A 19101-nucleotide genomic window follows, 5' to 3' on the forward strand; every position below is an offset into this window, starting at 1 on the left:
CTGGCAGGCCCTACTGGCCCGCCAGCATCCAGCCCGCCGCCTTTTCCGCGATCATGATCGTGGGCGAATTCGTGTTGCCGCTGGTAATCTCCGGCATCACCGACGCATCAACCACACGCAGCCCCGCTACCCCCTTCATACGCAGGTGCGGATCAAGAACCGCCGTCTCGTCATCGACGCGCCCCATCTTGATCGTGCCAACTGGGTGAAAGATCGTGCTGGCAATATCCCCCGCCAGACGGGCCAGCTCTTCATCGCTCTGATACTGGATGCCCGGCTTGAACTCTTCCGGCTCATAGGCCCGCATCGCAGGCTGCGCCATGATCTCGCGCACCTGCCGCAGGCTCTGCGCCGCAACAATGCGGTCTTCCTCGGTATCAAGGTAATTCGGCGCAATCTCCGGCGCCTTTCGGAAATCCGAAGACGCGATCCGGATGTGGCCACGGCTGGTCGGGTTGAGGTTGCAGACACTCACCGTCATCGCCGGAAAGTCATGCAGGTCCTCACCAAAGGCCTCAAGGCTCAGCGGCTGGATATGGTATTCAAGGTTGGCATGCGGCCGGCTCGGGTCTGACCGCGTGAACGCCCCAAGCTGGCTTGGCGACATGCTCATCGGCCCGCTTCGCTTGAACATATACTCAAGCCCAATCCGCGCCTTGCCCACCAGCGAATTCGCCAGCGTGTTCAGGGTTCTGGTCCCCTTGACCTTATAGACCGCGCGGATTTGCAGGTGATCCTGCAGGTTCTCCCCCACATAAGGGGCATCCATCACCACCTCGATGCCGTGTTCCTTCAACACCCCCGCCGGACCAATCCCCGACAGCTGCAGGATCTGCGGTGAGTTCACAGCCCCCGCCGAGAGAACAACCTCCTTCGTTGCATACGCCGTCACCGGCCTGCCCGCGCGATGCACCACGGCACCGGAACACTGCAACGCGCCATCCGCGCCCCTGTCGAATGTCAGCTTCTCAACCTGCGCCTCGGTCCAGACCGTCAGGTTCGGCCGCGACCTGGCCGGACGCAGAAACGCCTTCGAGGTATTCCACCGCCAGCCCGAACGCTGGTTCACATCGAAATAGCCCACGCCCGCATTATCGCCGGTGTTGAAATCCTCGGTGCGCGAAATCCCGGTCTCCACCGCGGCATCCGCAAAACTGTCAAGAACATCCCAACGCAGCCGCTGTTTCTCGATACGCCACTCCCCGCCATGCCCGTGCATGTCGGAAAACCGGCTGTTGTCTCCGGTAACCGGATCAGCCCCGCCATCCAGCTTGTAATGGTCTTCATGCGCCTTGAAATCGTCCAGCGAGTTTTCCCAACTCCACGCCGCCTCGCCGGTCAACGCCGCCCAGTTGTCATAATCCCGCGCCTGCCCGCGCATATAGATCATGCCGTTGATCGACGAACAGCCACCCAGCGTCTTGCCACGAGGATACAGCAGGCTGCGCCCGTTCAATCCCTTGGCGGGCTGCGTCTTGTACATCCAGTCCGCCCGCGGGTTGCCGATGCAATAGAGATAGCCCACCGGAATATGGATCCACGCATAGGTGTCTGGCTTGCCCGCCTCCAGCAACAGCACCCGGTTCTTCGGATCGGCACTCAGCCGGTTCGCCATCAGGCACCCCGCCGAGCCTGCCCCAACCACGATATAGTCAAACCTGTTCTCGCCTTCAGACACGCGCACGACCCATTCCTTGTTTCCCGATCAACTCTGCACGACAAAGGGGGCAGTCTTCGGTTTCACAGTCTGGCACCAGATATGCCTGCTATGAAACCCGATGAATGCCACTCTCCTCCCTGCTCACACAATGAACCATTTCATGCGTCCAGTCAGGACAATTTCCTAGTGCAAAACCTCACAATGGCAACTTACGAAAAAATGTTTGACAGCTTCTCGAAAATGAACACGCACTTGGCCTTCGTGACCTTGGCCCGATAAATCAACGTTTCACATGCTGCCGCAGTTCTAAACCCGGCGTCACCAGCGGTGCGCATTTGCGCCCTATGGAAACGTCTGGAAACGGACCAGAATCTAACCAGTTCCCAATCAGAACATTGCGCGGCCTCGACATGGCTGACAAACGTATTGAAAGGCCACGTCCAAAAGGACACGCATTACGTATAGATAATCACCTTTGGACCTAATCAGAAAGACGTTTGCGCTGCGCGTCGCGGATCAACGCCGCTAAGCGATAGAAGCCATGTGCCATCTTGGTGAAGGGCGTGAGCAGGAAAAACGTTAGAACCGCTCCAAGGTGAACCGCAAGAAGCAACGGCATCAAGGCGGTGCCTCCAAGTGCGTAGAGCGCCAGCCCGGAAAACCCGACGAACCCAAGAAGTGCGACAAAGGCAATATCGCCCCCCCAAGCCTTTGCATCACCCACATGACGATCTGATCTAAGTTTGAGCGCCACCATTTTGATGCAGCCAATTGTCAGGAGCACACCACCGCTAAGACCAAACAGCTTGGGCAGCGAAAGCAACGGATAGGGAGCAGGCATGTTCATAACATAGTGCATGAGCGTGGCGACGGTCGTAGAGGCAAAGCAAAGCAGGAATCCGTACATGATCGCCTGATGAACGTGGCGCCGGCCATGGGAGAACCGGTCTTCCTCCTCAAAGTTGCATCCCTCACCGTGACCAGCCGCAAGGTCTTGCATCTTTGCTGCGCGTCCAAGTGCGCCACTAATGTCTGCAAATTTCACTCCTTTGCCACCGACCTCGCGCCAGTATCGCCGGACGCTGATTAAAATGCTAAGCAACGGCAGCACGAAAGCCGGGGCAAAGATCGCAACCATCGCATTGTGGGAAAGCACCGCATAAAATCCTTCGCCGCCAGCCGAACCAATTGCCCTGATTGCCGCGAAAATCAAAGCAAACCCAACCACCAAAGCAGCCACAATCGCCCCGCCGTGCGTATTGAATCGGCGTGCCATCGTCTGTGGCCAGGCAAAACTCTCCCAACTGTCGCGACGAACTTCCGCCAAAGCGGCGGGCAGATTCAGGTCAAACTCATGCGGCGCGGTGTACTGGCAGGCGTAGTAGCAACCACGGCAGTTATGGCACAGGTTTGCCAGTTGCGTGATATCACCATCGGTAAACGCGCGCTTGGCGTGAAGAGAGGGAAAGACCGAACAATAGCCCTCGCAATACCGGCAAGCGTTGCAGATTTCCGCCTGACGGCGGGCTTCCTGAATGAGATCAGCTTGCATATGTGGCGGCCTCCCGTCCTGCAATGCGTCCAAAAACCGTTCCAATAGTCATGCCATAGCCAGCGAGATAGCCTTGCCCAAGGATCGAACCTGCCATCGTCTCGCCCGCGGCCCAGAGGTTCTTGATGGGGCCTTCTTGCGTGCTGCACTGCGCGTTTTCATCCACCTTCAGCCCAAGATAGGTAAAGGTTACGCCTGTACGCAGCGAATAACCATAAAACGGCGGATCGTTGATCGGGCGTGCCCAGTTGGTCTTGGCTGGCATTACCCCCTTGGTGGCCACACCGTCCAACTCCGTAGGATGAAAGGCAGACGTGTCCCCACATGCCTTGTTGAACTCATTCACGGTGGCCTTGAGTTTGGTGCCGTCGATACCCATCATCTCAGCAAGGACTTCCAATGTATCCGCCTTGAGCGGCGGAAAGACCGAAGGCATGAACAGGTTTATGGACTTGCTGTCAATCACGACATGCCCCACCTGTTCTGGTTGCGCCGCAATGAGACGGCCCCAAATCGCATAGCGTTTGGGCCAGACATCTTCACCCTCATCGTAAAATCGCTCCGCGTCCTTGTTCACGACAATAGAGAAAGGCACGCAATCCAGCCGGGTCACGATACCGCCGTCAAATTTTGGTGCCCGCCCGTCGATCGCCACGGCATGGCATTGGTCGGCGTCCCCTACTTGATTAACGCCCTGCTCCAAGAGGTCCGCCAAAACCACGCCGCGATTGTAAGGCGTGCCACGGATCAGAAAGTTCTTGGCCGCAGGCCCCCACCCACGAGTCAACCAGTCGGTGTCCGCCTGAAACCCTCCCGAAGCCACGACAATCGCTTTGGGTTTGATACGATGCGATTTGCCCTCGTGGGTATAGTCAACCCACTCGACCACATCTCCATTCAGCTCCAGATGTGTGACAGCAGCCCCATAAATCACATCCACACCAAGCTTCTCTGAGGTGCGGTAATAGGCATTTACGAGACTTTTGCCCCCCCCCATGAAGAACGCGTTGGTTCGTGCAAGCGAGAGGGTGCCAGATAAAGACGGTTGAAAACGGACACCTCGTTGCTCCATCCACGGCAGGCATTCTTCAGAGGTTCGGATCGCCAACCGGGCCAGGTTTTCGTCTGTCTTCCCCTTGGTGACCTTCATCAGGTCATCAAAGTACTCGTCTTCGGTGTAATCTTCGACAAGTGGACCAAGGGGCCCCCTGTGCATGCATCGAAAGTTGCGGGTATGTCGAGAGTTCCCCCCGCGATATGCCTTTGGTGCGGCCTCAAGTATAAGCACTTTCGCACCGGCTTCCGCCGCGGTCATGGCGGCACACAGAGCCGCATTCCCGCCGCCGATCACCGCAATATCATACTGTGTCATGGTCAAAGTCCTTTGTTATCCAATCGGCTAAAGCGTGGCATCTGATTTGACAAATGACTAAAAATTCTCGATTAATGCGATATGAGCATCAATTACGACTTTGGTGACCTGGAAGCCTTTCTCGCGGTCAAGGAAACAGGCTCATTTCATGCAGCCGCAACCCGTTTGAATCTGTCGCAATCTGCAATCACCCGTCGGGTCCGCAAACTGGAAAACGCGTTGGACAGCCAATTGTTCGTCCGCACCACACGTGCAGTGAAACCCACCTTGGCCGCAAAACGCCTCCAGGCGCGGGCCGAAGCTTTGCTTCAGGATGCGCGCGAAACATCTGAAGCGATGCGCGATGAAAGCGTCGCTTTCGCACATCAGCGCAACGCCCTCGTCACCGTTGCTGCAATCCCAACCGTCATCAGCCGTGTTGTGCTGCCTGCATTGGACACACTTCGCGAGCAGGGTCTCCTCCTCCGGGTTCGTTTCCTCGACATGTCTGCAAATGACGTCGCTGAAGCGGTTGCCGACGGCGAAGCAGACTTTGGTATTTCCTCAATTCCGGCGCTTGAACCGACAACCGAATTTGAACCTCTATTCGAAGAGCGCATTGTGCTCGCGCTGTCTCGCAGTCACTCTTTGGCAGGACGAAGCACTCTGGATTGGACTGATCTGCAAAATGTTCCGCTCATTTTGCCCGCGCGAGGCACCGGCAATCGTTTGCTGATCGACGAGGCCATAGCCCAAGCCCATCAAACGAAAACATGGAGATACGAGGTAGGCCGAACCTCCACAGCCCTTGAAATGGTAATCGGCGGTTTCGGGGCCGCACTTGTCCCGGAATCCGCTGCCCTAAACGACCATATCGCCTGCGTGCCTCTAAACGACCCACGATTGCTTCGGAGCATTGGTATCCTTAGGGGAATCGGGCGCTTGGAGACCGAACCGGTCGCCGCTCTGATCAAGGCAATCAAACAAGCGAAGCAAGAGGCACGGCTATAGTCAGCAAGAACGAAGCCGATCCGCCCTCAACCACCAAGACCCGGTATTGGGTGATGCAATCATTCAGACTACGTCTGCATCATCCTGCAAAACTCCCGTCTCTGCGATGGTCCCCGGAAAACTCTGCGAACAAATGGGATCTACTACTATTGTCCAATATCTAGCGTCGAATGCATATAGACCGACCATGCTTCTATGAACTCCCGCGCAACTGATGAAAGTGGTCGTTGGCTGGGAGTGACGATTGAGTAATGAAATGGAAGGCTTGGTTCCAGCCTCACAAAACGCACGGCATCGCTCGACGCGAACATCTTTTGATAACTGACCAAACTCAACGGGTCGATGATTGCACAGATTGATCCGGTTTCAACGAACCGAAGAAGCGGAAGAAAGAACTGCGTCTGTACCTTGACGTTGAACTCTGCCTTGGCCGACTGAAACACCTGACGCGTCTGATCAACAATATGATGTGTATCGTGGAGTGTCCCCATCGGTTCACCCGAAAGGTCTGACACAGTCAATGACTCACATTTTGCCAAGTGATGCGAGGCGGAAAGGGCAACGACACAATGCCCTTCCAAGCTTTCACTTGCGCAAAGATGAGCCTGGTCTCTTGTGATTCTAACATCGCAGAACCCCACGTCATAATTCTGCGCAGCAATGAGATTCAGAACCTGGGGCGAACTTCGAGTCGTCAATGTAATGCGCAAATCTTTCTTTTTCGCGGCAAAACGGCTTACGAAATCCGGCATCAAATAGGCGGACGTTCCAGGCATGGCCGCCACGCGAAGTTCGCCGCTTTCGCCTGTCGACATGTCTTGGAAATGGGCTTTGGTTGTTTGGAGCCGGTCAAGAATACCTATAGCTTCAGACAACAGGTAGTGCGCTTCGGGAACAGGAGCTAACCTACGGCCCTCACGGTGAAAAAGCTTGGCACCCAGGCTTGCCTCTAGCGCCTTCAGAGAGGCGCTTATTGCGGGTTGTGTACGATTTAGGTTCCGGGCGGCGGCAGAGACCGACCCGGTTTCCATAACTTCACGAAAAACGGCAAGCTGCTGGGTATTCATACCTTAATCATAAATTCCTTTTATGTAATTACAATAATTACCAATTTGTTTTTATTCTTTCGCTGATTTCTCATATCTCCGTGAAAACCAAATGCGATCAGTACGCATCGCGAGAACGATAACGTCAGGGAGTTTGACAATGAATTTCACTAAAAAGCTGACCGCTATGGCGATTGCCACGCTGCTGAGCGCGTCGCTTGCGGCGGCACAGAGCCCGACCTTTTTCCGCATCGGCACCGGCGGTGCCGGCGGCACCTACTTCCCGATTGGCGGTACCATCGCCAACGGCATCTCCGCCCCTCCCGGTGCGCGTCCCTGTGACAAGGGTGGCCAGTGTGGCGTGCCCGGCCTGATCGCAATTGCGCAGTCCACCACCGCATCCGTTTTCAACAATGCGGCCGTTCAGAACGGCGAACTCGAGGCTGGTCTGGCTGCGGCTGACGTGACCCGGTCCATGTACCTGGGCGAAGGCAAGTTCGAAGGCAAACCGCACCCGAACCTGCGCATCATTGCCAACCTCTTCCCGGAAGACCTGCACCTCGTCCTGCCAAAGGGCGGCTCGATCAATGACCTCGGCGACCTCGAAGGCAAGCGTGTCGGTATCGCGCAAGCCGGTTCCGGCACCCAGGTTGCCGTGCTTCAGATGCTGGAAGCATGGGGTGTGAACCGCGACAACATGGACGAAGCCGAACTGAACAACTCGCAATCGGCCGAACGTCTGGCTGACGGCCAACTGGATGGCTACTTCTACGCGGCGGGCTGGCCCGTTGCGGCGATGGTTCAGCTGGCCTCGACCAAGGGCATGGACCTGCACTCTTTCACCGAGGCAGACCTGGCCAAGATCAACGAAATCATTCCGGCCTACATCCCGTCCAAAATCCCGGCGGGCGTCTACGAAGGCGTTGACTACGACGTGAACACCCCTGCCGTGTCCGCGATGCTGGTTGTCTCGGCTGAGCAAGACGAAGAACTGATCTACGGCATCACAAAAGCGCTGTGGAACTCCAACACCCGCAAGCTGCTGGACAATGGTCACGCCAAGGGCAAGCAGATCACCGTTGAATCTTCGCTGGACGGCGTCGAAGCACTGGGCGTGCCGCTGCACGCCGGGGCTGAGCGTTTCTACCGCGAAATCGGTATGATCGACTAAGGCGACCAGACTTTCCGCAAGACTGAATCGGGCGGTGGAACGACAATTCTGCCGCCCAATTTCCGAGAAAAACAAAAAGGTACCCTGGGGGACACGATGGCCGACAATACCCATGAGCTTTCAGCCGAAGAGCTGGCCGCCATTGAAGAAAAATACGATGAAGGCGCCGCGACCCGCTCAGTTGGTCAGAAAACCGGGTTGCTGCTGCGCGGGGTGGCGCTGGCATTCGCCATTTATCACTATCTGACGGCCGGTTTCGCCCTGCCGCCCGATCATTGGCACATGGGGTGGCACCTGGCCGGGCTCTTCATCCTGATTTATGCGTTCTTCCCCCTCGCGAAAACGAAAACGTCTTTCGATCTGAAAACCGGGGCGCTGCACCTGGGAGGCATCCCACATCTGGACTGGTTGCTGATGGTCCTTGGTGTATCGGCGGCGCTTTACCTCGGGTTTGCATGGCATGGTGTTCCCTGGCTGGGGATCGAGGAACAGACGTTCCGCATGGGCAACCCCAATACCTATGACATGGTCTTTGGCTGCATCATCATCGTACTGGTTCTGGATATCGCGCGACGTACGCTGGGTTGGGTTCTGCCACTGATCATCTGCGTGTTCATGTGCTACGCCCTGTTCGGCCCGATCTTCCCCGGCATCCTTCAGCACCCGGGCGTGAAATTCCGCACCTTTGTTTCGTCGATGTATTTTCCGCAGGAAGGCATCTACGGCGTGACCCTGTGGGTCGTTTCCACCATCGTATTCCATTTCGTCCTGTTCGGCGTGATCGCCCAGCGTACGGGTCTGGGACAGCTGTTCATCGACAACGCTACCATTCTGGCAGGCCGTTATACGGGCGGGCCCGCGAAAGTCTCTGTGGTATCGTCCGCTTTCTTCGGCACGATCTCGGGCTCTTCGGTGGCAAACACCGTTTCAACCGGTGCGCTGACAATTCCGAACATGCGTCGCCTTGGCTATCCCGGCCATTTCGCGGGCGGGGTTGAGGCCGCGTCCTCCGCTGGCGGCCAAATCACGCCGCCGATCATGGGCGCCGCTGCCTTTATCATGGCCGAGTTCCTCGAGGTCTCCTACACCACCATCGTGATTGCAGCGATCTTTCCGGCCATCCTGCACTACACCGGCGTTTTTGCCGTGGTGCACCTGATGGCGCGCAAGCTCGACCTGAAGGGATTGAGCAAAGACATGCTCCCCAAGTTCAAGGAAGTCTGGGCCGATGGTTGGGCGAATATGCTGCCGTTGATTGCCCTCCTGGTCGTGCTGTTTTCAGGCTACACGCCGTTCATGTCGGCGTTCTGCGGTATCTCGGTTGCGATTATCGCAGGCATGGCGCGATACAAAAATCCGATGACGCTGGTCTATCCGGCGGCCTTCATCGCGTTTGTCATATGGAAATACTCCAATGGCGGGTTCGATTTGCCGATGTCCGCCCTTCTTATCGCCTGCTCCGCATTGGCCACCCTCAACCCACAGAAACGTATCAACCTGCCGCAGATGGCCGAGACGTTTGAGACTGGCGTGAAGTACGCGCTGGCCGTGGGCGCGGCCTCGGCTGCAGTGGGCATCGTCGTAGGCGTGATCAACACCACCGGGATCGGCTTTCGCATCGGTTTCATGGTCACCCAGGGCGCGGGCTCTCTTGGCGCGGATCTGCACGGGTTGTTCAGCTTTGGCGGCTTTGAACTGTTCTCGGTTGAAGATCTGACCCTGTTTATCTCCCTCGTCTTCATCGCTCTGGCCTGTATTCTGATGGGCGCGGGCATCCCGACCACGGCACTTTACATCATGCTGGTGTCCGTGGCGCAGCCTGCGCTTGCCCAGTTGGGTGTTCCTCCGATCGCAAGCCACCTGTTCGTTCTCTACTACGGTGTCGTAGCCGAAATCACACCTCCCGTTTGTACCTCGGCCTATGCGGCAGCGGCGATTGCCAATTCCAACCCCTTCAGAACCGGCATATCGGCCTTTACGCTGGGCTTGGGCAAAGTGGTTGCGCCGATGGCCTTTGTCTACGCGCCGGTTCTCCTGTTCGTGTCCTCGACCGGATTCGATCTGTGGGAGTTCACCTATACCGCCGCAAGCTGCATCATGGGGGTTGTCGCCCTTTCGGCCGCAGTGGTTGGCTATTGGCTGGCCCCCATGGGCACGGTGTATCGCTGGCTGATGGCGCTTGCAGGGCTGATCTTTATCGCGCCCACATTGCAAGCTGATCTGGTGGCGCTGATCGTGGCATCACCCGCGATCATCAGTCAGCTGATCGCGCGGCGTAACCGGGAAGCGGCGGCGTAACCATGACGACACAAGTCACCGTACTAGGGGCTGGCATTGTTGGCATCTGCTCTGCGCTGTCCCTGCTGGAACGTGGCCATCAGGTCACATTGATCGACCGCGACGCACCGGGCCAAGCCACCTCTCTTGGCAATGCGGGCGTAATCTCCCCGTGGTCGATCATTCCCCAATCCATGCCGGGCACCTGGAAAAAGGTGCCTGGCTGGATGCTGGACCCGCTGGGTCCCGTATCTGTCCCCGTCAGGTATTTTCCCTGGATCGCCACTTGGGGACTCAGGTTTCTGGCCAACAGTCGGGAACACAGGGTCCGTGAGATTTCGGCTGGCATGGAGACGCTGAACAGGGATTGTGTCACCGGGTTTCGAAACCATCTGCGCGGAACCGGGGCCGAGGACTTGGTGGAAGATAGCTATTATGTTCACGCCTACCGCGACCCGAATGCAGCCAGTCTGGACACCCTCGACAATCGCATTCGCTTGGCTGCAGGAGCCGAACTGGATTGCGTGTCCGGTGGAGAGTTGCTGGAGATAGAACCCGACTTGTCACCCGATTTCAAATCCGCTGTGATCATCAAGGGCCAGGCGCGGGCCCGCTCGCCAGGTCGGATTGGCGCGGTTCTGGCCGAGAAATTCCAGACCATGGGTGGTGAAATCCGTCGAGAAGCGCTGCACAGTATCGCGCCGAATGGAGACCAGTGGATTTACCGCACGGACGCGGGCGAATTCATCACCCCCAAACTGGTGCTATCCATGGGGGCTTGGTCCGCGAAGTTCCTGAAGCCACTCGGCATTCGCTTACCGCTTGAGGCAGAACGCGGTTATCATGTCACCTTTACCAAGCCCGGCATAAAGCTGAACAACTCGGTGCTGGATGCGGACAATAAATTTGTGGCCTCCTCGATGGAAGACGGAGTCCGCGCTGCGGGCACTGCCGAATTCGCGGGGCTTGACGCACCAATCAACGAAAAGCGCATCACGGGCCTGATCGAACTGGCCAAACGCATTTCCCCCAAGCTGAAAACCGAGGCACGGACCACATGGTCGGGCCAGCGCCCAAGCTTTCCAGACAGCCTGCCCGCGATTGGCGAAATTCCCGGGTTCCCGAACCTGATAACGGCCTTCGGCCACAGCCACTATGGGCTGATGCAGGCCCCGAAAACAGGGCAGTTGGTGGCCGAACTGGTTTCGGGCGCGCGTCCCAATATCGACATGAACATCTATTCTCCAACAAGGTTCTAAACAATGCTTCAATCCGGCGGAAAAAACATCTGCGGCGTCTCTATCGGCGTGCTGTCATTGGAAAGCTATTTCCCCAAACCACCCGGTCATATCAAGAACCCGTCAAGTCTGCCCTTCACCTTGTCGTACGAAATACTTGATGGGATCACGGTGCCGGAATTGCTCAGCAATCCGAACGGCGCGATGAAAGACCAGATCATCAAGGCCGCCAAACGTCTTGAGGCCTCGGGCGTGCGGGCGATCACGGGATCATGCGGATTTCTGGCGCTTTATCAGAACGATATTGCAGCAGCAGTCGAAGTCCCCGTTTTCGTATCGTCCCTCGTGCAGGTGCAAATGGCCCACGTGATGACCGCCGCACCAGTTGGCATCCTGACGGCCTCTGCCCCTTCGCTGACCAAGGCGCATTTGAACAATGCCGGGGCGGGAGGTGTTCCCGTGGAAATCCAGGGGCTGGAAGAGACCAGCGAGTTCGCCACGGTCATTCTCCGCAACGAGCGCGATGACATGGACCTTGCCAAAGTTGCAGATGAAGTGATTGCAGCCGGCAAAGCACTTGTCGCCCGTGCGCCGGAGATTGGAGCCATCGTTCTGGAATGCACCGACCTGCCCCCCTATGCGCACCGCATTCAGGCTGCCCTGGAACGCCCAGTGTTTGACCTGACAACTCTCTCCACCATGGTTGCGTCGTGCGTGAACCGGACGAGTTACCAAGGTTACGTTTGAATTCCGTCAGGCAAAACGGCCATTCGCACTGTCCAGCGCACCGATGCCTGCAAGCAAAAGTCTCACGGCTCCAATGCCGTGAGACACCCAAACATCCGCGGGACACTTTACCTTAGTAAACCGCATCACATTTGGCGCGCAGACACATACTTCGATGTGTGCGCGCAACCAAACGAAACAGGTTCACCGGCTCTTACGTACAGCCGATCCGTCTTCTTTCCAAATTCCCCCGCTCAGATATAGTCAAACGCCCACTCGTTATAGCCCTGTTCACCTCGGTACCAGATAACCTGATCCTTGCTGCTTTCCCCGTGGTTCCAGCGTTGCTTTTCCCCTTTGCTCATGGCGTCACGGACGATGGCGCGACGTTTCTGGCTCAACAAAATGTCACGCGTCAGGTCTTCTTCGCTCCATTTCTCCGCGACCTCCTGCCGGAAACGTGAGACCACCTCTTGATGGTCGGCATCCGCGACAAGGTTGACGCGCTCGTTTGGATCGTTCCCGAGATCAAACAGAAGCTCTCCATCATGCGAGGAGCTGATAAACTTGTACGGCCCACGACGGATCATGAATATTGGCACGGGCGTAGCTTCGGCGAGATACTCTGCATAGACAGCCCGCGCCGGTTCCGGATCGCCACGATCGGTCAATGTCGCAAGATCGACTCCTTCAAGGGGTTCGCTTTCCTCTTCCACTCCAGCAATTGCGTTGAAGGTCGGCACAAGATCGACGAGTGACGTCAGTTCCTGCACCCTCTGAGGGGTGATACCGTGGCCAGACATAATCAGGGGGATACGCAGGGATTTCTCGAAGAAATGCTTCTTGAACCACATGCCGCGTTCGCCCAACATCTCGCCGTGGTCCGACGTGAAGAGAATGACCGTATTCTTGTCTGCGCCAGTTGCCCGCAGAGCATCCAGAACCCGTGCCACCAAGGAGTCGATGAAGCTGATGGAGCCATAGTAGGCCCGAATGGCCCGCTGAATGTCCTCGTCGCTGAACTGGATGCCCAGCATGCCAAAGTCCTTCAACAGGCGCGCTGAATGCGGATCGTGCTCCTGTTCTGGCAATGCCCCGACATGCGGCATGGGAATGTCCTTGCCATCGTAGAGGTCCCAGAATTCCTTGCGGCACAGATAAGGCTCGTGTGGATGCGTATAGGATACCTGAAGGAAGAAGGGGCGCTCATCGCCTGAGCGCGCCATGTCAAAAATGTGTTGCACCGCTTTGAACGTGACTTCTTCGTCATAGTCGATTTGAACCGAACGCTCGCAGATGCCGGCAATACGCACAGCCCTTGGATCGTTGGTATCGCGTTTTCCTTCGTTCCCCCAGTTTGGAACCCAGGCAAAGTCAGCCGGATAGAGATCAGCCGTCAGGCGCTTTTCAAATCCGTGAAATTGATCCGGCCCAATGAAGTGCATCTTGCCGGACAGCGCTGTCTGGTATCCGGCTGCACGCAGGTAGTGGGCATAGGTCGGGATTTCAGCAGAGAACTCCGCGGCGTTGTCATAGGCGCCGACTTTGCTTGCCAACTGTCCCGTGGCCATTGAAAACCGCGACGGCGCGCAGAGCGGAAAGTTGCAATAGGCGTTTTCGAACACGACGCCATTCTCAGCCAGGGCATCCAGCGTCGGCGCATGGCAAACCTTGTCACCATAGGATCGCAGGGCTCCGGCGGTGAGCTGGTCGACCTGAATGAACAGGATGTTTGGACGATCCGTCATGACCTACCCCTTCTTCACAAGGCTGCGAATTGCCCCGACGGGCCCGGTCTCGTACCACTTCTTATGCCCGCGATCGCGCGCCGAGATGCCAAAGCTTTGCGAGGTTCTGTCGATCACAATGGCAAGGAAAACGATGCCAAGCCCGCCCACGGTCGCCAGCCCCATGTCGAGGCGGCCGATGCCGCGCAGAACCATCTGCCCCAAGCCCGTCACCGAGATCATGGACGAGACCACAACCATCGAAAGTGCCATCATGATGGTCTGGTTGACCCCTGCCATGATCGTGGGCATCGCAAGCGGCAGTTCCACCTTGAAAAGGGTCTGCTGGTTCGAGGCCCCAAACGCGCGCGCGGCCTCAACCATGTCGGCACGCACCTGTCGAATACCAAGATTGGTCAGGCGCACGACAGGTGGAAGCGCATAGATGAAGGTCACGATCACGCCCGACACATTTCCGATGGAGAACAACATCACGATCGGCACGAGGTAAACAAACGACGGGATGGTCTGCATCAAGTCGAGAAGCGGTTGCAGGATCATCCAGAACCGGTTGTTCTTCGCTGCAATCACCCCCAGCGGTATGCCGATCAGCGAGCAGAACACCACGCAGGTCAGGACAATGGAGAGCGTGGTCATACTCTCTTCCCAAGCGCCCATGAGACCGATGGCCGTCATGCACGCAAGTGAAATCAACCCCAGCCTACGGCCACCTGCCTGCCAGGCAACCAGAACAATGAGAGTCAGGATCAAGAGATCCGGCGCTTGGGTCAGCCCGTCTTCAAGTCCGGTTAGAACGATATCAAAGGGAACTTTGATCGCCTGAAAAATGAAACGGAAGTTGGCCACGACCCATTGCAGGGCGCTTTCCACCCATGCGCCGACCGGGACCCATTCGGTATCGAAAATGTTCCAGAGTTCCATAGTCGTCTCCTTATCCGCGCAAGGCCTGAAGGGCGGATTTGATGGTGATCTGTCCCACTGCGGGCCCATCCGGGCTCATCACGGTGACGGGGGACTGATCTTCCATGAAGTGCTCGATGATCTCGCCAAGTTCAGCGTTGAGCCCAACCTGTTTGGCAGTCGGATCACGCCCGTCGAGCTTGTCCATTATGGTTTCCGCACGCACGAGACCAACGCGGCTGATGCCCTTGACGAATTCTGCGACGTAGTCGTCTTTCGGGTTGGTGACAATTTCCTCTGGTGTGCCGATCTGGACGATTTCACCATCGTTCATGATGGCAATGTGATCCCCCATGCGGATCGCTTCGTCGAGGTCATGGGTGATGAAGAGCGTGGTCTTGTCCATGTGCGCAGACAGGTCGAGGAACTGGTCTTGCAACTGTCGCCGGATCAGAGGATCGAGTGCGGAAAAGGGCTCGTCCATCAAAAGGATCTCCGGATCAGCCGCCAAGGCGCGTGCCAGACCCACCCGCTGCTGCATCCCGCCAGACAGTTGGTCGGGGTAGTGGTCAATCCACCCGCCCAAATCCATCGCCTCAAGCGCCTTTACCGAAGCCTCCCGGCGTTTCTCAGGCGCGACACCACGCACCTCCAGACCAAAGCCAACGTTGTCGCCCAGTGTACGGTGCGGCCAGAGCGCCATGTGCTGAAACACCATTCCGATGGTTTCGGCGCGAAGTTGACGAAGTTCCCCTTCGTTCATCGTGTCGACGCGCTGACCCGCGACATGGATTTCGCCTGACGTCGGTTCAATCAGCCTGTTCACATGGCGCACCAGCGTGGACTTTCCTGATCCCGAAAGACCCATGATGCAGAAAATCTCCCCCTTTCGGACGCTGAAGCTGGCATCCCGGACACCCAGAACACAGTCGTACCGATCGCGCACCTCTTCCTTGCTAAGGCCCTCGGCCAAAACGGCTTTCATGGCCTCGTCGGCGCGGCGTCCATAAATCTTCCACAGATCACGGCATTCGATTTGCGCTTCACTCATGGCGCTGTTCCCTTCGGAAAAAACGGGCGCGGAAATTTCCACGCCCGGGAGTTGCAGGGAGGGATCAGTTGGCTTTGGCCGCCTCGGCGACCCAACCGTCGAAGGTTGCTTGGTTCGCGGAAACCCAATCCTCGGCGTGCCGGCGGAAATCGTCCAAAGTATTCTCGCCATCGCGCAGTTTGACCTGTGCGGCATTCACGGCACCGATCGGGATGTCGACGAGTTCAAAGAACTTCGCGGCAGCAGGGTTGTCCTTCAGGAAGTCGTTGTTTGCGACAATGTAGACATCGTTCACTGCAAACCCGGTATCGATGTCTCCTTCAGCCTGAACACCGATCTGCACCACATCTGTTCCGGGCACCAACACGTCGCTGATCCAGTTCGGGGTCCAGGTGTAGTAGAGGATCGAGCCACCCTCGTTGTAGCGGGTAATCGTGTCCGCCATGATCGCAAAATAGCTCCCCTGATCATGCTGCACCGTGTCACGCAGTTTTAGGTTGTCGAGATGATCCTCGATCGCGATCTCGCACCCCCATCCGGGGTTGCAGCCGGAAAGGTTGGCGCGACCGTCACCATCTGCGTCAAACAATGCAGCCACCGCCGGATCACCCAGTTGTTGAATGCTGGTAATGCCATTGGCCTCGGCGGTTTTCTTGTCCATGAAGAACCCCTGCCCCGCGCCCTTGATCGCCGGGTTCACGCGAGTCATGACGCTTTCGCCCCCGGATTTGTCAAAGAAACCGTTGTGCAGTGGTTTCCAGTGATTGAACGTGTAGTCCGCATCGCCCGAGGCAACGGCGAGGTGAACAGCCGGAAAATCCGCTTCAAGCGTTTCTTCCATTTCATAGCCCAGCGCCTCCAGCCCCAGCTGCACGACCATGTGCTGGAACCAGGCGTTCGCGGGCGAGCCCTTGATGGGGGACACTGACACGCCCTTTCCGGGCATATCGGCCGCCGCAGCCGGAATGGAAAGTGTTGCCGACAGGGCTGTCGCCAGCGCGATTTTCTTGAAGTGTTTCATGATGTCCTCCCATGAATGCGGGCCCTGATCGGTGCCGCAGCTAATCTTTGATGTCATGGTTTGTCAGAAAATGCGCATTGTGAAGTTCCAAAATCCGAAGCAAAATGTTAACCACAGCGTTATGGCAAACTTACGAAAAACCCTTACCAAGCTGCCTCACTTGATTACTTTTGAGGCGGCATGCCGACACAGTAACTTTACAAGAGCCGCCGAATATCTCGGGGTTACGCGTGTATCCGTCAGCCGCCAGATTGCCGAGTTGGAAGAGGCACTTGGAACAAAACTGTTCTATCGGGATCATCGCAAGGTAACCCTGACTCAGGCCGGGCGTGCTTTGGAAACCGAGGTGTCTCCAGCACTGCACCAAATTGCCGAAGCCCTTTTGAACGCGACGGCGCGCGCAAGTGACACGCGTTTGACTGTCACCACGACCTCGGCCTTCGCCACCTACTGGTTGATGCCGCGCCTGGTCGATTTCAGCAACCAGCACCCCGACATCGAATTGAACCTCGTGGTGTCCGATCGAAAACTCGATCTCGAAGCCGAAGGGATCGATGTTGCCATTCGATATTCCAAGACGCCACCAAACTGGGAAAACGTGACGCCTCTATTGCAGGAACGCGTCTTTCCCGTTTACAGCCCGAACTACAGGGCCCGTACAGGTATGGAAACTCCGGAAGACCTGCTCAATGAGAACCTGCTGCACCTCTCAGGGATTTACCGCCCGGGCGCACGATGGCCGAACTGGTTCCGCAATTGCGAAATCCCGCCTCCGCCAGAGTCCAGCGGCGTGGTCTTGAATACCTATATCAACATGCTTCAGGCTGCGATCGCAGGACAAGGCATCGCCCTGGCCGGCAACCCACTGGTGGACCCTTACCTTTCAGATGGATCACTCAGAAAACTGGAAGGGTTCCCGGAAATCGAACGGGATTTCTTCTACCTCATTGATGCCACGGAAAACCGGAAAGACGCGGCCACTTTCTGCGATTGGGTTCGCGATCAGGCAAGCATCACATCTCAAGCCGCTGAGTGAACAACGGCGTGACTTGAATATATTCGAGTAGGACGGGGAGTGTAGAGCGGCTCTGCGACAAGGTCACAGCCTCCAAGTGGATTTGGGATGTATTGGAGGCCCTGCCTTTCGGATACACCGCCGCAACACCCTATTTTCCTTTTCGCTGAACTTCTCCCGGAAAAGTCCTGATTGCTGCAACGATGGAGCAACTGGTTAGATGCCACTACTCACCGAATGTGCGCGGCCGAGACCAAACCTCCGGATTGATCATCTGGATCGGTGCACCCTTGGCATAGGCCACCACCTGGTCGAAGATGTCGGCGAACTGCTTTTCAAACTCGTCTTCGGTCACGAAACCGATATGCGGCGTCGCTATGAGATTTGGATGCGCCAAAAGCGGGTCCTCGGGGTTGGTCAGCGGTTCGGTATCGAAAACATCAATGGCCGCCTTGCCGGGTCGCCCAACATTCAGCGCTTTCAAAAGCGCCCCCGGCTCGATCAACCCGGCCCGCGAGGTGTTCACGAACAGAGCACCGGGCTGCATATGGGTGAGGTCATCAGCCGTTATGACCCCGCGGGTCCCGGGCTTGAGGCGCACATGCAGCGAAACCACATCGCTTTCAGCAAAAAAAGCAGTGCGACTTTTCGAAACAAACTCTCCTTCGGCCAAAGCGCGTGCTCTGCCCTCCTCGGAGGACCACCAAATGACATCCATGCCAAAGGCCCGAGCATATTCCGCGACCGCCTTGGCGATCCGGCCATAGCCGTAGAGGCCGAGCCGACGCCCCCGCAATGTCTTGCCAACGCCCACCTGCCAATGTCCGGACTTTACTGAGTCCATCTGCGCAGGCAAGTCGCGCATTCCCATCATGATAAGCGCCCATGTAAGCTCTGCAGCGGCATAGTTCGGGCCGCCTCCCGCGGGCATCCGGGAACACAGCAGCACGCCAAGATCTGTGCACGCTTCTACATCCACATGCGGATAGACACCGCGTTGACTGATGAGCCGGAGGTTGGGCAGTTTCTTCAACAAATCGCGCGTGATCTGTGTTCGCTCGCGAAACAAAACCACGGCGTCGGCCTCTCGCAACCGCTCAGCCAGCACGTCAACATCCTCAACATGATCGTTCCAGACCGTCACATCATGGCCGCGAAGCTTTTCAAAACAGGGCAAGCTGCCCAATGTGTCAAACCAGTCATCAAGAATGTGAACTTTCATTTTAGACCCCGCGACAAAGAACTATGAACAAAATGGCAAATCGGGCCTTGAATTCTGAGAGACGACATGTCCCTTCTCGTCGGAAATCAGCAATTCTATCTGCAAAAACGCT

General features: G+C 57.0%; 15 protein-coding genes. 6 read left to right on the forward strand and 9 right to left on the reverse strand.

The genetic code is table 11. The annotated features are described in order from the left end of the window. Nucleotides 1–10: 10 nt before the first annotated feature. From NNA36_RS15830 to tcuA, 3 genes are all read right to left on the reverse strand, one after another. On the reverse strand, nucleotides 11–1678 hold the full coding sequence (locus NNA36_RS15830; protein ID WP_255108875.1) for a GMC family oxidoreductase N-terminal domain-containing protein: 1668 nt from the start codon (nucleotides 1676–1678) through the stop codon (nucleotides 11–13). 463 nt (nucleotides 1679–2141) lie between these two features. Further along, nucleotides 2142–3212 carry a tricarballylate utilization 4Fe-4S protein TcuB gene (gene tcuB, locus NNA36_RS15835; protein WP_255108796.1) on the reverse strand — a complete coding sequence of 357 codons (1071 nt, stop codon included), beginning with the start codon at nucleotides 3210–3212 and terminating at the stop codon, nucleotides 2142–2144. Further along, on the reverse strand, nucleotides 3202–4584 hold the full coding sequence (gene tcuA, locus NNA36_RS15840) for an FAD-dependent tricarballylate dehydrogenase TcuA (RefSeq protein ID WP_255108877.1): 1383 nt from the start codon (nucleotides 4582–4584) through the stop codon (nucleotides 3202–3204). Before tcuA ends, tcuB begins: the two co-directional genes overlap by 11 nt. An 81-nt stretch (nucleotides 4585–4665) precedes the next feature. On the opposite strand from tcuA, the gene NNA36_RS15845 reads away from it, so the two are divergent. Next, complete coding sequence (locus NNA36_RS15845; protein WP_255108797.1) at nucleotides 4666–5574, forward strand: LysR family transcriptional regulator; 909 nt, start codon at nucleotides 4666–4668, stop codon at nucleotides 5572–5574. Nucleotides 5575–5720: 146 nt separating this feature from the next. Here the strand turns inward: NNA36_RS15845 and NNA36_RS15850 are convergent, their stop codons facing one another. Next, complete coding sequence (locus tag NNA36_RS15850; protein ID WP_255108798.1) at nucleotides 5721–6641, reverse strand: LysR family transcriptional regulator; 921 nt, start codon at nucleotides 6639–6641, stop codon at nucleotides 5721–5723. Nucleotides 6642–6780: 139 nt separating this feature from the next. Here NNA36_RS15850 and NNA36_RS15855 point away from each other — a divergent pair, with 139 nt between their 5' ends. The 4 genes from NNA36_RS15855 to NNA36_RS15870 all read left to right on the forward strand — a co-directional run bounded on the left by NNA36_RS15855 (nucleotide 6781) and on the right by NNA36_RS15870 (nucleotide 12053). Further along, nucleotides 6781–7791: a TAXI family TRAP transporter solute-binding subunit gene (locus NNA36_RS15855; RefSeq protein ID WP_255108799.1), complete on the forward strand. Its 1011-nt coding sequence runs from the start codon at nucleotides 6781–6783 to the stop codon at nucleotides 7789–7791. A gap of 96 nt (nucleotides 7792–7887) precedes the next feature. Further along, entirely contained in the window at nucleotides 7888–10089 is a 2202-nt protein-coding gene (locus NNA36_RS15860) for a TRAP transporter permease (protein ID WP_255108800.1), read from the forward strand. A gap of 2 nt (nucleotides 10090–10091) precedes the next feature. Continuing rightward, a complete protein-coding gene (locus NNA36_RS15865; RefSeq protein WP_255108801.1) occupies nucleotides 10092–11327 on the forward strand; it encodes an FAD-binding oxidoreductase in 1236 nt (411 codons plus the stop codon). 3 nt (nucleotides 11328–11330) lie between these two features. Further along, nucleotides 11331–12053, forward strand: a complete 723-nt coding sequence (locus NNA36_RS15870; protein WP_255108802.1) for an aspartate/glutamate racemase family protein — start codon at nucleotides 11331–11333, stop codon at nucleotides 12051–12053. A gap of 233 nt (nucleotides 12054–12286) precedes the next feature. Here the strand turns inward: NNA36_RS15870 and betC are convergent, their stop codons facing one another. The 4 genes from betC to proX all read right to left on the reverse strand — a co-directional run bounded on the left by betC (nucleotide 12287) and on the right by proX (nucleotide 16752). After that, entirely contained in the window at nucleotides 12287–13780 is a 1494-nt protein-coding gene (gene betC, locus NNA36_RS15875; RefSeq protein ID WP_255108803.1) for a choline-sulfatase, read from the reverse strand. 3 nt (nucleotides 13781–13783) lie between these two features. Next, a complete protein-coding gene (locus tag NNA36_RS15880) occupies nucleotides 13784–14701 on the reverse strand; it encodes a proline/glycine betaine ABC transporter permease (RefSeq protein ID WP_255108805.1) in 918 nt (305 codons plus the stop codon). Between the two features lie 10 nt (nucleotides 14702–14711). Continuing rightward, a complete protein-coding gene (locus NNA36_RS15885; RefSeq protein WP_255108807.1) occupies nucleotides 14712–15731 on the reverse strand; it encodes a glycine betaine/L-proline ABC transporter ATP-binding protein in 1020 nt (339 codons plus the stop codon). 64 nt (nucleotides 15732–15795) lie between these two features. Continuing rightward, the gene (gene proX / locus NNA36_RS15890) at nucleotides 15796–16752 is read right to left on the reverse strand and encodes a glycine betaine/L-proline ABC transporter substrate-binding protein ProX (RefSeq protein WP_255108809.1); all 957 of its coding nucleotides are present in this window, start codon (nucleotides 16750–16752) and stop codon (nucleotides 15796–15798) included. 31 nt (nucleotides 16753–16783) lie between these two features. On the opposite strand from proX, the gene NNA36_RS15895 reads away from it, so the two are divergent. After that, entirely contained in the window at nucleotides 16784–17788 is a 1005-nt protein-coding gene (locus NNA36_RS15895) for a LysR substrate-binding domain-containing protein (RefSeq protein ID WP_255108811.1), read from the forward strand. Nucleotides 17789–17993: 205 nt separating this feature from the next. Here NNA36_RS15895 and NNA36_RS15900 read toward each other — a convergent pair whose 3' ends face one another. Further along, entirely contained in the window at nucleotides 17994–18989 is a 996-nt protein-coding gene (locus tag NNA36_RS15900; protein WP_255108813.1) for a D-2-hydroxyacid dehydrogenase family protein, read from the reverse strand. Between the last annotated feature and the right edge of the window lie 112 nt (nucleotides 18990–19101).

The organism is Shimia sp. CNT1-13L.2, from assembly GCF_024331145.1.
Lineage (GTDB): Bacteria > Pseudomonadota > Alphaproteobacteria > Rhodobacterales > Rhodobacteraceae > Shimia.